This is a genomic window from Actinobacillus lignieresii, assembly GCF_900444945.1.
Lineage (GTDB): Bacteria > Pseudomonadota > Gammaproteobacteria > Enterobacterales > Pasteurellaceae > Actinobacillus > Actinobacillus lignieresii.
Map to the genome: position 1 here is coordinate 1,184,632 of NZ_UFRM01000001.1, position 13,798 is coordinate 1,198,429.

The following is a 13,798-nucleotide window of genomic DNA, read 5'->3' on the forward strand; positions in this document are numbered from 1 at the left end:
TTCGTCTTTTTTCTGAGTTATTGTGCAATAAGCGTATGAATTAAAGCGATCACCTGTTGAATTTGGTTAGCGGATAATTTACCTTCAGCGACAAATTGTACTTTGCCGCTTTTATCCAATACCGCTATAAAACTGTCTTTCGGTTTGAGTCCCCAAGCATTTTTCACGCTGCCGTTTTGATCCAATACCACTTGGCTATGCGGATTTTCCAATTTTCCGTCTTCGGCGCTGCTCTTTACAAAAGCACCCGTGGCTACAATCGCATCATCGGCATTAATAATTGAAGTCGTTTGGTATTTGCTGCGATCAAAATTTGCCGCCTTAATCGCATTAATTAACGTTTCATTCTTCTCTTTAGCCGAGCTTCTACCGGCAAAATGATGAACGACGCGAACTTTTCCGGCAAGGCTACTACTTGCCCACGCTTTATAAGTCACCGTTTTACCTTGTGCCACAAGTTCACCGTCTTTACTTACATTCGCCTTGGGCAAAACGGCATTAAGTTGCACTTGATGAGCAAAAACGGAATTTACAAAAAACAAACCGAAAACGACCGCTAGTCGAGTGATTTTTCTCACGATTTCTCCTTGAAATTAATTGAATTATGAAAAATAGGCGCAATATTGTGATCTTACTTTAAAAGTAACCCGATGGCATTAAATTTTCTTCTCGTTAAATAAGCGATTTTATGCTATTTTAAGCACCAATTTTCCCATTCATACGGGAATTTTATCTTTTCAACACTAACTTATTGATTTTTAAGGAGCTTTTATGCAACAAGGCGGCGGATTAGAAATGATCGTAATTTTAGCGGTTTTCGGTCTTATTTTTTACTTTATGATTTATCGCCCACAAGCGAAACGCCAAAAACAACAACGCGATTTACTTTCTAACCTTGCGAAAGGCGATGAAGTATTAACAAACGGCGGCTTAATCGGTCGTATTACAAAAGTCAGTGCTGAAAACGAAAACATCGTGATCGCATTAAACGATACGACTGAAGTTGTAATTTCTCGTAACTATGTCGTTGCGGTATTACCAAAAGGTCAAATGAAAGCCCTTTCTTAATTTTCCTATCATTTAGGGGACTAATTGTGTTAAATCGTTTCCCATTATGGAAGAACCTGATGATTATTATTATCGTACTCATCGGGGGCTTATATGCTCTTCCTAACCTATACGGAGAAGATCCGTCGGTTCAAATTTCCGGAACCCGCGGTCAGCAAGCGACGAGCGAAACGCTCGTTCAAGTACAGGGAACGTTGTCGTCAATGAATATCACCCCGAAATCAGCCGTTCTCGAGAACGGCTCGATTTTAGTGCGTTTAGAAAAAGATGAACAACAATTACCTGCCAAAGAAAAAATTTCCGAAGTCTTAGGCGATAAATTTTCCGTAGCGTTAAACCTTGCGCCGGCAACGCCGACTTGGCTAACCGACATCGGCGGTAATCCGATGAAACGAGGCTTGGACTTACGCGGCGGCGTTCGCTTCCTGATGGAAGTGGATATGAACACCGCATTGGCTAAACAACAAGAAAATCTACAAGACAGTTTACGTACGGAACTTCGTAAAGAAAAACTGCAATATAAAGCGGTTAAAAAAGGCGAAAATTTTGCCACGGTAATTGAATTTGCCGATGAGGAAACCGCCGATAAAGCCATTCGTTATATTCGTCGCGTTCACACTGCTCTTGAAGCCGCTTCTATTAGCCCGACAGAGATTTCATTCAGTCCGTCGGAAACGGGACTGGCGACATCACGCGATACGGCGATTGAACAAAACTTATCCATTTTACGTAAACGTGTAGAAGAACTCGGTGTTTCCGAGCCGACCATTCAACGTCAAGGTGCGGACCGTATCGTGGTTGAATTACCGGGCGTACAAGATACCGCACGTGCCAAAGAGCTTCTCGGTGCAACGGCAACCCTTGAATTCCGTTTAGTGAATGCGGAAGCCAGCCCTGAGTCCGCCGCCAGAGGTATCGTACCGGCGGATTCCGAAATTCAATATACGCGTGACGGCAATCCCGTCGTGTTACGTCGTAAACCGTCTTTAGGCGGCGAACATATTATTGATGCGACCTCGGGCAAAGACGAACGCGGTTTACCGCAAGTAAGTATCAATCTTGATGCCGAAGGCGGTACGATGATGGCGGATATTACCAAAAGCGCGGTAGGCAAACCGATGGCGACCCTCTACAGCGAGTTTAAAGACTCCGGTCGTAAAGACGCTAACGGTAAAGTGATCTTAGAAAAACACGAAGAAGTAATTAACGTCGCAACGATTAACTCTCGTCTTGGCAGCCAATTCCAAATTACCGGGATCGATTCGCCGGCAGAAGCGCAAAATCTTGCGGTACTGTTACGCTCGGGTGCATTGATTGCACCGATTGTGATTGTGGAAGAACGCACTATCGGCGCTTCTTTAGGTGCGGATAACGTTGCGAAAGGGATGGAAGCCGGTATGTACGGTTTAATCTTAACCATCGCATTCTGTTTAATTTACTACAAAATGTTCGGAGTGTTTGCGGCAGCGGCTCTGACGGTAAATATGGTGCTGACTATCGGTTTAATGTCATTAATCGGTGCAACACTGACTATGCCGGGAATTGCCGGTATCGTACTGGCGGTAGGTATGTCGGTCGATGCGAACGTATTGATTTACGAACGTATTAAAGAAGAACTGCGTAACGGACGATCAATCCAACAAGCGATTCACGAAGGTTATAACGGTGCGTTTACCTCGATTTTCGACTCGAACTTAACCACGATTTTAACCTCGTTAGTGCTGTATGCGGTCGGTACCGGTCCGGTAAAAGGCTTTGCAATTACGCTTGCACTTGGGGTAATGATTTCGATGTTCACCGCAATTACCGGTACTCGTATGCTCGTAAACTGGGTGTACGGCGGCAATAAACGTGTGAAAAAACTTTGGATTTAAGGTGGAATAAATGGCAACTATGCAAAAAGAAAAAGATGCGTCGGAAATCAAGCTGCCGTATAAGCTTATTCCATTTATGAAATATCGTTATGTCGGTTTCGTCTTTTCACTCATCGTTACCGCATTATGTATTTTCTCTATCGTTACCAAAGGTTTTAACTGGGGATTGGACTTTACCGGCGGAACGGTAATTGAAACCACCTTCTCACAACCTGCCGATTTAGGCAAAGTACGTGGTTTATTGGAACAAAACGGTTATGGTAATGCGTTAGTGCAAACAACCGGCAGCCAAAAAGAGTTGATGATTCGTTTACCGGCATCTGCCGGCGATATGTCGTTAGGCAATAAAATTATGGATATGGTCCATAAGGATCTTGATGCCGGAGCAACGATTAAAAGCGTTGAGTTCGTCGGACCGAATGTTGGGGAAGAGCTGACTCAAGGTGCGATTTGGGCAACCCTCGCCACGCTTGGAATGTTGTTACTTTATGTCGGTACTCGTTTTGAAATTCGTTTGGCAATAGGCGGGGTTCTGGCGTTATTCCACGATGTATTGGTAACCGTCGGTATTTTCTCATTCTTACAGATTGAAATTGACCTGACTTTCGTCGCAGCAATTCTGTCGGTAGTCGGTTATTCCTTGAATGACTCTATCGTGGTATTTGACCGTGTACGTGAGAACTTCAGTAAAATTCGTCGAGTAACCTCCCAAGAAGTGATTGATATTTCATTAAGTCAGACATTATCAAGAACTTTAATGACTTCGGTAACAACTTTATTTGTTGTGGCAGCGTTATTCTGGTTCGGCGGCCCGACAATTCACAGCTTCTCGCTTGCATTATTAATTGGTATTGGTTTCGGTACATATTCATCAATTTATATTGCGATCGGTGTGGCATTACAACTGGGTTTAAATCGTGAACATATGGTTAAACCGGTAGTAGAAAAAGAAGGTGCCGATCAACAAGCGTTTATTGATCATTAATAGATAGTTTTTTATTAAATTATCGTATATAATCAATACAATATATCAAAGGGGTGGAAGTTTTTCCGCCCCTTTGTCGTATCCGGATTTCGTAATGAAATTAGCTCTCATTATTTAAAATCTTTTAATATTAGATTGGAGGTAAAAATGTTACAACAAAAAATCATTGATCAACTCAATGAACAAATTAACCTAGAGTTCTACTCTTCAAATGTTTATCTGCAAATGTCGGCATGGTGTTCAAAAAACGGTTTTACCGGTGCGGCAAAATTCTTACTTCGTCATGCCGACGAAGAATTGGAGCATATGCAAAAATTGTTCGACTATGTAAGCGAAACCGGCGGTTTACCGTTGCTCGGTAAAATCGATGCGCCTCGCAAAGAATACGCTTCGTTAAAAGAATTATTTGATGAAGTTCTGGCGCATGAAAAACACGTGACCGCCAAAATTAACGAACTAGTCGAAGTAACATTTGCAGAAAAAGATTATTCAACTTTTAATTTCTTACAATGGTACGTGGCGGAACAGCACGAAGAAGAAAAATTATTCGGTGAAATTTTAGATAAATTCGCAGTCGCGGGCGAAGGCAATAAATCGCTCTATTTCATCGATAAAGACTTAGAAACCTTAGATCACGAACAAGGAGATGCATAATGTTATCACCAGCAATCATCAAACAATTAAACGACCAATTAAACTTAGAATTTTATTCTTCAAACGTTTATCTACAAATGTCGGCATGGGCGGATAACAACGGCTTCCCAGGCGCAGCGAAATTCTTAAAAGCGCACGCCACCGAAGAAATGGAACATATGCGCCGCTTATTCACTTATTTAAACGAAACCGGTTCGTTAGCGGAAATCTATGCAATTGAAGCACCGCAAGCAGAATATGCTTCGTTAAAATCTTTGTTTGAAATCGTATTGGAACATGAAAAACACGTCACAGCTTCAATCAATAAACTGGTGGAAGTGACTTTTGAAGCTAAAGATTATTCGTCATTTAACTTCTTACAATGGTATGTTGCCGAACAGCACGAAGAAGAATTTTTATTTAATTCGATTTTAAATAAATTCAAACTGTTAGGTGAAGACGGCAAAGCCTTGTACTACATCGATAAAGATTTGGAACAACTTGCAGCAACGCACTAATCCGTCGTTTACAAGCGGTCAAATTTCCCTAAAATTTTGCAACTTGTGACCACAGAATACACGGACTTCACAAAAATTATTTTAGTGAAGTCCGTTCTTTTTAAGAAAGATTTGCAAATCTTAAAGAAAATCTGACCGCTTATTTATTAGATGTTATGCAAACGTTTGCTTATCAGATCTGACTTCTGTAAAATTCGTTCCTTAAAATTTTATTTCGTTTATTTGAGGTTTTCATTTTATGTCTTTGTTCAAATTTGAAGAACGTGGCACCAATACCCGCCAAGAAATTATTGCGGGCTTAACCACTTTCTTAGCCATGGTATATTCGGTGATTGTCGTGCCGGGTATGTTAAGCCAAGCCGGCTTTCCTGCCGAGTCGGTATTTATCGCCACCTGTTTAGTCTCAGGCTTAGGCTCTATTTTAATCGGCTTATGGGCAAATGCGCCGATGGCGATTGGTTGTGCGATTTCTTTAACCGCATTTACCGCATTCAGTTTAGTACTTGGTCAAGGTATCTCGATTCCGGTTGCACTCGGTGCAATTTTCTTAATGGGGGTCTTATTCACACTCATTTCGGTAACCGGCATTCGTGCGTGGATTTTACGTAACCTGCCGGCAAGCATTGCACACGGAGCAGGTATCGGTATCGGTTTATTTTTACTGTTAATCGCAGCGAACGGCGTGGGCTTAGTCGTTGGTAATCAAGCCGGTTTACCGGTAAAAATGGGCGATTTCACCTCGTTCCCGGTCATTATGGCATTACTTGGCTTAGCGGCAATTATCGGCTTAGAGCGTTTAAAAGTTAAAGGCAGCATTTTATGGGTGATCATTGCGATCACAATCATCGGTTTAGTGTTCGATCCGAACGTAAAATATGCCGGTTTCTTCAAAATGCCGAGCTTTGGAGAAAATTCTCAATTCTTAAATCTTGATGTAATGGGTGCGTTAAATACGGCGATTTTACCGGTGGTATTTGCGTTAGTAATGACGGCGATTTTTGATGCAACCGGTACGATTCGTGCGGTAGCGGGACAAGCGAATTTATTAGATAAAGACGGTCAAATTATTAACGGCGATAAAGCCTTAACATCAGACTCATTAGGCTCCGTGCTTTCGGGTTTATTCGGTACGGCACCGGCGGCGGTTTATATTGAATCGGCGGCTGGTACGGCGGTAGGCGGTAAAACCGGTTTAACCGCAGTAGTTGTCGGTATCGGTTTCTTATTAATGTTATTTTTCCAACCGCTTGCGTTTTTAGTACCGGGTTATGCGACAGCTCCGGCATTAATGTACGTCGGTCTGTTAATGTTAAGTAACGTTTCAAAATTGGATTTCGATGATTTTGTCGGCGCAATGTCAGGCTTAGTGTGTGCGGTATTTATCGTATTAACCGCCAATATCGTAACCGGTATTATGCTTGGTTTTGCTACGTTAGTGATTGGTCGTATCATTTCGGGCGAATTCAAAAAACTCAACGTCGGTACGGTAATCATTGCGATTGCATTAGTTGCTTTCTACGCATTTGAATTAGCAATCTAATCTCAAAAAAGACCGCTTGTAAGCTTGCAACAAGGCAAACAAGCGGTCTCATTTTTTAAAAAATTTGCAAATCAAACTGCTTTAATAATTCTGCCGTTTCAAACACCGGTAACCCCATCACGCCGGTAAAGCTTCCCGATAATCGCTCGACAAATATCCCGCCAAACTGCTGGATACCGTAAGCACCGGCTTTATCCATCGGCTCACCGGTCGCAATATAAGCATGAATTTCAGCATCGGTTAATCTTCTAAAACTCACTTCACTGGTATGTAAACATTCCACTTGCTTGCCTTGATAACTAATACACACGGCAGTAAATACTTGGTGCGTTCTGCCCGATAACATTTTTAGCATCGCAAAAGCGTCTTGCTCGTCCTTCGGTTTACCGAGAATTTTGCCGTCAATTGAAACAGTGGTATCCGCCGTCAGTATCGGGTGTTCCACAAGATTTTCTGCAATTCTGACCGCTTGTGCCGCTTGATTCTTTTGCTCTGCAATCCTTAAGCAATATTCATCCGCTTTTTCATTTGCTTGCGGCGATTCATCGATTTCACTCGATAAACGAAGCAAATCCAAGCCTAAATTTTGTAACAATTCCCAGCGGCGTGGGCTATTTGAAGCAAGGTAAATTTGTTTATTACTCATTCGTGTCTATTCTCTATTCTCTTTTCTCATTTCTTACAGAACTTTTAGTTATATAAAATAGGTATTTATAGCGATAAAACGGGTAAAAATACTTTGCAGATCTATTAAATCAACCGTTATCATTAACTTAAATAGATTACTCTTTATAAGGAAAGCATATATATGTCAAAATTTCAAATTCATACGATTGAAACCGCGCCAGAAGCGGCACAAGAAGCATTAAAAGCGGTAAAACAAGCAAACGGCTTTATTCCTAACTTAATCGGCGTATTGGCTAATGCACCGACTGCGTTAGAAACTTATCGTACCGTCAGCGGTATTAACGGTCGTAACAGCTTAACACCGCTTGAGCGTGAAGTGGTGCAAATTACGGCGGCAGTAGTTAACGGTTGCGGATTCTGTGTTGCCGGTCATACCAAAATTTCTTTAAAAGCGTTAAATGCGCCAAAAGAAATCGTTGATCAAATTCGTGCAACCGCACGTATTTCAGATCCGAAATTAGATACCTTAGCACGCTTTACGCTTGCGGTAATGCTACAGAAAGCAAAATTAACCGAAGCACAATTAAACGAATTCTTCGCAGCAGGCTATAACCAACAAAACGCAATTGAAGTGATTTTAGGCGTGAGCTTAGCGACATTATGTAACTATGCAAATAACATCGCGGAAACGCCAATCAACCCTGAATTACAAGATTTCGCTTAATGATTTAGTGTAATAGCTTAATAGAAAGCGGCCATTTTTCGGCAAAAACTTGCAAAAGTTTAACCCAAAATGACCGCTTTTCATCTATAAAATCATTAGTGTCGAAACACTTTTACATTACTAAAGCCATTCTCTTTGAGATAAAGCGCTTGTAATTTGCTCATTACCCCACGTTGGCAGTAAAGTAAGTAGTTTTTCGATTGATCCAACGAAGCGAACTGGCTTGAAAGTTTATAGAACGGCATTAATTTTACTTCTACACCGTCCAAACTAAACGGTGCTTCATCGGTTTCTTCCGGGCTACGAATATCTAAAATAATATCGTTTTCGGTTAATTCGGAAGTCGTTTCAACCGACACAACCTCTTGTTCCGTTTGTTGAGCAATCTCACGAATATCAAGGAATTGTGCGTTTGCCACTGCTTGTTCCAACACTTCAAAATTGAAATGCCCTTCCTCTTCCACAATTTTGCTTTCAATCGCTTTCACGGTCGGATTTTTCGAGATAACGCCACAAAATTCCGGCATAGATTTAGCAATATCATCGGTGCCGATTTCTTTTGCCATAGCGATAATTTGCTCTTTATCGTGGGTGATTAACGGACGTAATACCAATGTATCGGACGCTTTATCGATTAAACGTAAATTGGTTAAGGTTTGGCTTGAAACCTGACCTAACGCTTCACCGGTTACGATCGCTTGAATATCAAAACGCTCGGCAATTTTGCTCGCGGCACGTACCATCATACGTTTTAACACCACGCCCATTTGACCGTTATCGACTTTCTCTAAAATTTCGCCGACCACATTTTCAAAATTAATCGCTACAAAACGGACTTTGTGTGAAGTGCTGTAACGGCTCCAAATATGGTATGCCATTTGTTTTACGCCGATTTCGTGTGCCGCACCGCCTAAATTAAAGAAGCAGTAATGTACGCGTGAACCGCGGCGAATCAGCATATAGCTTGATACACCCGAATCGAATCCGCCCGAAATAAGCGATAATACATCTTCTTGCGTACCGATCGGGTAGCCGCCTAAACCTTCGTGACGAGCATCGATCAGCAACATTTTATCGCCGTCAATATCAATACGCACGGTTACATCCGGCTTGGTTAATTTCACACGAGCCGATTCAATATGTTGATTTAAACCGCCACCGACATATTTTTCTACGTCTAATGAACGGAACTCGTGTTTACCTTTACGGCGTACACGCACGCAGAACGTTTTACCTTCTAACTCATCACGTACTTTTGCCAAAGTATTTTCAAAAATATCGTGCATCGTAGTAAACGGCATTTCTTCCACTTCTAAAATGTGGTGAATACCCGGCGTACGTTTCAGTAATTCCAACACCATCGGTGCTTCTTCCGCCACTTTGGCACGCACTTCAATAAAGTCCCAGTTACGAATGACCGCCACATTTTCAGTTTCACGCAATAACACATTACGGATATTAGAGGTCAGAATTTTGATAAAGCGTTTACGCACCGAATCGCTTTTAATCATAATTTCAGGGAAAAGTTTAATAATAAATTTCATTTTTCGGTTTCACTACGGAAAATAAGTTGCCCAAACAAGCGGTTAAATTTCACTAAAAATTTGCAAATTTAACTGCTTTTCAGACAAGTATCAAAAAACAATTACCACGGAAAGCACAGAATACACAGAAAATTCCGCGAACTCCGTGTTTTCCGTGGTAAGAAAACAACTTAAAATTTAAACGAAATTACGCCGCAAATGGGTCACGTAAAATCATTGTTTCCACACGATCCGGACCTGTTGAAAGAATATCAACCGGCACACCGACAAGCTCTTCAATACGTTTGATGTAATCTAACGCCGCTTGCGGTAATTCTTCACGTTTAGTTACACGGAAGGTATTTTCAGACCAGCCCGGCATGGTTTCGTAAATCGGCTCTACACCTTCCCAATCTTTCGCCGCCATCGGTGCGTATTCTACGATTTCACCATTTGGCATTTTGTATGCGGTACAGATTTTTAACTCTTCAAAGCCGTCTAATACGTCTAATTTTGTCATACAGAAGCCGGAAATCGAGTTAATTTGTACCGCACGGCGTACTGCTACCGCATCAAACCAACCACAACGGCGCGGACGACCGGTTACCGCACCGAACTCGTTACCTTTACGAGCGATTTCCGCCCCCACTTCATCAAATAATTCAGTGGTGAACGGACCGCTACCGACACGAGTACAGTATGCTTTGATAATACCCAATACATAGTCAAGATTACGAGGACCGAAACCCGAACCGGTTGCAACACCACCCGCCGTAGTATTTGAGCTGGTTACAAACGGATATGTACCGTGGTCGATATCTAACATTGTGCCTTGCGCACCTTCAAATAAGATATTCACGCCTTCTTTACGTGCTTGGTGAAGTAAGGTTGTTACGTCCGCCACCATACCTTTAATTACATCGGCAATCGCAAATACGTCATCTAATGTTTTTTGGAAATCTACCGGTTCAACTTTGTAGTAATGTACTAATTGGAAATTGTAGTAATCCAAAATATCTTTTAATTTTTCAGAAAAGGCTTCTTTATCAAATAAATCGCTGACACGTAAACCGCGGCGAGCCACTTTATCTTCGTATGCCGGGCCGATACCGCGACCGGTCGTACCGATTTTGTTTTTACCTAACGCCGCTTCACGCGCGTGATCCATTGCCACATGATAAGGAAGAATTAACGGGCAAGCCTCTGAAATTTTTAAACGATCACGAACGTTAATGCCACGGGCTTCCAATTCACCCATTTCTTTCATTAACGCTTCCGGAGAAAGCACTACACCATTGCCGATTAAACAGGTTACATTATCACGTAAAATACCGCTCGGAATCAGACGAAGAACGGTTTTTTCGCCATTGATAATTAAGGTATGGCCCGCATTGTGACCGCCTTGATAACGAACTACGTATTTCACACGATCCGTTAATAAATCTACGATTTTACCTTTCCCTTCATCGCCCCACTGAGCGCCGAGAATAGCAACACTTTTACCCATAGGAATTGCCTCTTTAGTTAGTTTCAAATGAAAAATTGGTGTACTCGCTCCAAACACACGACAAGCGGTCGGATTCGATAAAAAATTTGCTAAAAAACAGCGAAATTCTACCGCTTGCTATATTTTAGTTTCAGAGAGAAATAAAAAAGTTAAAGACCCGATATAGATCGGGTCTTACGGATACAATTATTTTGTAGGTGCTTTCATAAAGCGGAAGAATTCGCTGTCCGATTTAAGTAGCATCATATTGCTTTGATCTTTGGCAAAGCTGTTTTCGTATGCTTTTAAGCTACGCACGAAGCTATAAAACTCCGGCTCTCGGCTGAATGCGTCAGCATAAATTTTTGCAGCTTGCGCATCGCCTTCACCGCGTAAAGTTTCGGCGGTTTTCTTCGCTTGCGCTTCAATAAGTACCACTTTCTTATCGACTTCGGCACGAATAATTTCGGCTTTTTCTTCACCTTGCGAGCGGTGTTCGCTTGCAACCGCAGCACGTTCCGCACGCATACGTTGATAAATTGAAGATGAAACTTCATTCGGTAAGTTGATCTGTTTCACACGTACATCGACCACTTCGATACCGAGTTTTTCGGCACCGTCATCACCGTCATTTACGGCTTTTTGCGCACCAGCCATCAATTCGCCGCGAGAGCCGGATACGATATCTTTAATCGTTCGAGAACCGATTTCAGAACGTAAACGGTCGCCCACTTTACGTTTTAAAAGATCCGAAGCACGTTGTGTATCTCCACCGGTCGCCGTATAAAACTTACCGAAATCGCTGATACGCCATTTCACGTAAGAATCGACTAATAAGTCTTTTTTCTCAACCGTCACGAAGCGATCTTCCTGACCGTCTAAAATTTGAATACGCGCATCAAGCACTTTTAAACTATCGATAAACGGCGCTTTAAAATGTAAACCCGGCGCATAAACCACCACTTTTTGGTCTGCGTCGCGATGCACTTTATTAAAACGTAACATAATGCCGCGATAGCCTTCCGGTACGATCGTAATACAAGAGATCACTAAAAAAGCAACCAGAGATAAAATAGGTAATAATAATTTACGCATTATTAAAATCTCCCCTTACGTACCGGTTGTTCGTTTTGTGTAGTCGGCACGGTTTGCGCCGGTTGATGGATCGCTTGCGGTTGCTGGACTACAATCGGCGCCGCTGTTTTTGCCGGTTCGGCAGCAGCCGGTTTCGCCAATAATTTATCCATTGGCAATACGTTTAAGTTATTGCCGTTGCCGTCCATAATCACTTTCGGCGTGTTTTTCATCACTTTTTCCATGGTTTCGATATATAAACGCTCACGCATCACTTGCGGTGCCGCTTTATATTCCGGTAAAAGTTTAGAAAAACGCTCAACTTCACCTTTTGCTTCTAATACAATTTGATCTTTATAGGCAGTTGCCTGCTCAACGATACGCTGTGCCTGACCGCGCGCAATCGGCTCACGACCGCGTGCGTAGGCTTCCGCTTCACGGATTAAACGCTGTTCGTCTTCTTGCGCTTTAATCGCATCGTCAAATGCGTCTTTCACTTCTTCCGGCGGGCGAGCCGATTGGAAGTTTACATCGGTAACCAATAAACCCATATCATAGGTTTTGATAATATCACGCAAGGTTTGCCACGTTTTTTCACGCACCGTCGCACGACCTGTCGTTAAAATATCGTCCATCGACATATGACCGATGACATAACGTAGCGCACTGTCGGTCGCTTGTTTTAAACTGTCGTCCGCATCACGCACGCTAAACAGATATTTAGCCGGATCTTCGACACGATATTGAACGGTCATTTCCACCTGAACCATATTCTCGTCTTGGGTCAGCATTGATCCGCTGGTTTTTAACTCGGAAACACGTTCGATATTGACCGGAATCACTTCATCGACAAAAGTCGGTTTCCAGTTTAAACCCGGCATCACAATATCGTTTAACTTACCGAAACGAGTGACTACGCCGCGTTCCGCTTCTTTAATCGTATAAAAACCGGATGCGCCCCATACAATGGCGGCAAAAATTGCGGCAAGCGGGAATAATTTTCCGAAATTTTGCGGGTGACGAGAGTTATTGCCCTTATTACCTCCCCCCATTTTTTTCAATAGCGAGCTAAAAGCCTCCTCTAAATCCGGCGGCTCTTGGCGATTATTCTGTTTTTCAGGTTCCTGTTGAGACCCTTGCCCTTGTTGCTCAGGCTTTTTTTGACCCGGTTTACCCCACGGATCCTGATGATTGCCTGACTCATTCCACGACATAAATTTCTCCAAAATAAAAAATTTCTGTACGCCCATTTAAAATAACGTAACTTGGGGATTGTACCTATTTGTACCTCATTTTGCTAGGCTTTATAGAACAAATAGCGGTCTTTTTTAACAATTTTTTTGCAAATAAAAAGGGCGAGAAATTACCCGCCCCGATTTATAAATTAAAGATTAAAGCGCTTGTTCAACAAATGCGCTTAATTGTGATTTCGGTAATGCGCCGACTTGAGTTGCAACCACTTCACCGTTTTTGAAAAGGATTAACGTCGGGATTGAACGAATACCGAATTGTGCCGGAATTTGTTGGTTCTCGTCCACGTTCACTTTAGCAATTTTCGCACGACCTGCGAACTCTTCCGATAATTCGTCTAAGATTGGTGCCACCATACGGCAAGGACCGCACCACGGCGCCCAAAAGTCTAATAATACCGGTACGTCCGATTTTAATACTTCTTGTTCAAAAGTTGCGTCAGTAACTTGTAAAGTCATAATTTGTTTTCCTTATTAATAATCCGAAAAGAAAACG

General features: G+C 42.2%; 14 protein-coding genes. 7 read left to right on the plus strand and 7 right to left on the minus strand.

Annotated elements, in window-relative coordinates:
- Positions 1-17 precede the first annotated feature (17 nt).
- The gene (locus DY200_RS05335; protein ID WP_115587190.1) at positions 18-578 is read right to left on the minus strand and encodes a YtfJ family protein; all 561 of its coding nucleotides are present in this window, start codon (positions 576-578) and stop codon (positions 18-20) included.
- A gap of 193 nt (positions 579-771) precedes the next feature.
- On the opposite strand from DY200_RS05335, the gene yajC reads away from it, so the two are divergent.
- The 6 genes from yajC (at position 772) to DY200_RS05365 (ending at position 6,618) form a co-directional block, all read left to right on the plus strand.
- A complete protein-coding gene (yajC, locus tag DY200_RS05340) occupies positions 772-1,068 on the plus strand; it encodes a preprotein translocase subunit YajC (protein WP_005597904.1) in 297 nt (98 codons plus the stop codon).
- Positions 1,069-1,094: 26 nt separating this feature from the next.
- Positions 1,095-2,942, plus strand: coding sequence for a protein translocase subunit SecD (secD, locus tag DY200_RS05345; RefSeq protein ID WP_115587191.1), 1,848 nt, complete (start codon positions 1,095-1,097; stop codon positions 2,940-2,942).
- Between the two features lie 10 nt (positions 2,943-2,952).
- Positions 2,953-3,927, plus strand: coding sequence for a protein translocase subunit SecF (secF, locus tag DY200_RS05350; protein ID WP_115587192.1), 975 nt, complete (start codon positions 2,953-2,955; stop codon positions 3,925-3,927).
- Positions 3,928-4,074: 147 nt separating this feature from the next.
- Entirely contained in the window at positions 4,075-4,581 is a 507-nt protein-coding gene (gene ftnA / locus DY200_RS05355; protein WP_115587193.1) for a non-heme ferritin, read from the plus strand.
- On the plus strand, positions 4,581-5,078 hold the full coding sequence (gene ftnA / locus DY200_RS05360; RefSeq protein ID WP_115587194.1) for a non-heme ferritin: 498 nt from the start codon (positions 4,581-4,583) through the stop codon (positions 5,076-5,078). Before ftnA (DY200_RS05355) ends, ftnA (DY200_RS05360) begins: the two co-directional genes overlap by 1 nt.
- A 238-nt stretch (positions 5,079-5,316) precedes the next feature.
- Positions 5,317-6,618 carry an NCS2 family permease gene (locus DY200_RS05365; protein ID WP_115587195.1) on the plus strand — a complete coding sequence of 434 codons (1,302 nt, stop codon included), beginning with the start codon at positions 5,317-5,319 and terminating at the stop codon, positions 6,616-6,618.
- A gap of 55 nt (positions 6,619-6,673) precedes the next feature.
- Here DY200_RS05365 and DY200_RS05370 read toward each other — a convergent pair whose 3' ends face one another.
- Entirely contained in the window at positions 6,674-7,264 is a 591-nt protein-coding gene (locus tag DY200_RS05370) for a Maf family protein (protein WP_115587196.1), read from the minus strand.
- Between the two features lie 162 nt (positions 7,265-7,426).
- Between DY200_RS05370 and DY200_RS05375 the strand changes: the two genes are divergently transcribed.
- Positions 7,427-7,969, plus strand: a complete 543-nt coding sequence (locus tag DY200_RS05375; RefSeq protein WP_115587197.1) for a carboxymuconolactone decarboxylase family protein — start codon at positions 7,427-7,429, stop codon at positions 7,967-7,969.
- 95 nt (positions 7,970-8,064) lie between these two features.
- Here the strand turns inward: DY200_RS05375 and thiI are convergent, their stop codons facing one another.
- The 5 genes from thiI to trxA form a co-directional block, all read right to left on the minus strand.
- Positions 8,065-9,513: a tRNA uracil 4-sulfurtransferase ThiI gene (gene thiI / locus DY200_RS05380; protein WP_115587198.1), complete on the minus strand. Its 1,449-nt coding sequence runs from the start codon at positions 9,511-9,513 to the stop codon at positions 8,065-8,067.
- A gap of 187 nt (positions 9,514-9,700) precedes the next feature.
- Entirely contained in the window at positions 9,701-10,999 is a 1,299-nt protein-coding gene (locus tag DY200_RS05385) for an adenylosuccinate synthase (protein WP_115587199.1), read from the minus strand.
- Positions 11,000-11,185: 186 nt separating this feature from the next.
- Positions 11,186-12,073 (minus strand): protease modulator HflC, encoded by an 888-nt coding sequence (gene hflC / locus DY200_RS05390; protein ID WP_115587200.1) that lies wholly within the window; start codon positions 12,071-12,073, stop codon positions 11,186-11,188.
- A gap of 2 nt (positions 12,074-12,075) precedes the next feature.
- Positions 12,076-13,266 carry an FtsH protease activity modulator HflK gene (gene hflK / locus DY200_RS05395; protein WP_115587975.1) on the minus strand — a complete coding sequence of 397 codons (1,191 nt, stop codon included), beginning with the start codon at positions 13,264-13,266 and terminating at the stop codon, positions 12,076-12,078.
- A gap of 177 nt (positions 13,267-13,443) precedes the next feature.
- On the minus strand, positions 13,444-13,761 hold the full coding sequence (trxA, locus tag DY200_RS05400; RefSeq protein ID WP_005597935.1) for a thioredoxin: 318 nt from the start codon (positions 13,759-13,761) through the stop codon (positions 13,444-13,446).
- Positions 13,762-13,798: the final 37 nt, after the last annotated feature.

Bases quoted from the DNA above. Each gene is read 5' to 3' on its own strand.
- DY200_RS05370 (WP_115587196.1), bottom strand. From the start codon at position 7,264: ATGAGTAATAAACAAATTTACCTTGCTTCAAATAGCCCACGCCGCTGG.
- ftnA (WP_115587194.1), top strand. From the start codon at position 4,581: ATGTTATCACCAGCAATCATCAAACAATTAAACGACCAATTAAACTTA.
- trxA (WP_005597935.1), bottom strand. From the start codon at position 13,761: ATGACTTTACAAGTTACTGACGCAACTTTTGAACAAGAAGTATTAAAA.
- secF (WP_115587192.1), top strand. From the start codon at position 2,953: ATGGCAACTATGCAAAAAGAAAAAGATGCGTCGGAAATCAAGCTGCCG.
- hflK (WP_115587975.1), bottom strand. From the start codon at position 13,266: ATGTCGTGGAATGAGTCAGGCAATCATCAGGATCCGTGGGGTAAACCG.
- ftnA (WP_115587193.1), top strand. From the start codon at position 4,075: ATGTTACAACAAAAAATCATTGATCAACTCAATGAACAAATTAACCTA.
- yajC (WP_005597904.1), top strand. From the start codon at position 772: ATGCAACAAGGCGGCGGATTAGAAATGATCGTAATTTTAGCGGTTTTC.
- hflC (WP_115587200.1), bottom strand. From the start codon at position 12,073: ATGCGTAAATTATTATTACCTATTTTATCTCTGGTTGCTTTTTTAGTG.
- thiI (WP_115587198.1), bottom strand. From the start codon at position 9,513: ATGAAATTTATTATTAAACTTTTCCCTGAAATTATGATTAAAAGCGAT.
- DY200_RS05385 (WP_115587199.1), bottom strand. From the start codon at position 10,999: ATGGGTAAAAGTGTTGCTATTCTCGGCGCTCAGTGGGGCGATGAAGGG.
- DY200_RS05375 (WP_115587197.1), top strand. From the start codon at position 7,427: ATGTCAAAATTTCAAATTCATACGATTGAAACCGCGCCAGAAGCGGCA.
- DY200_RS05365 (WP_115587195.1), top strand. From the start codon at position 5,317: ATGTCTTTGTTCAAATTTGAAGAACGTGGCACCAATACCCGCCAAGAA.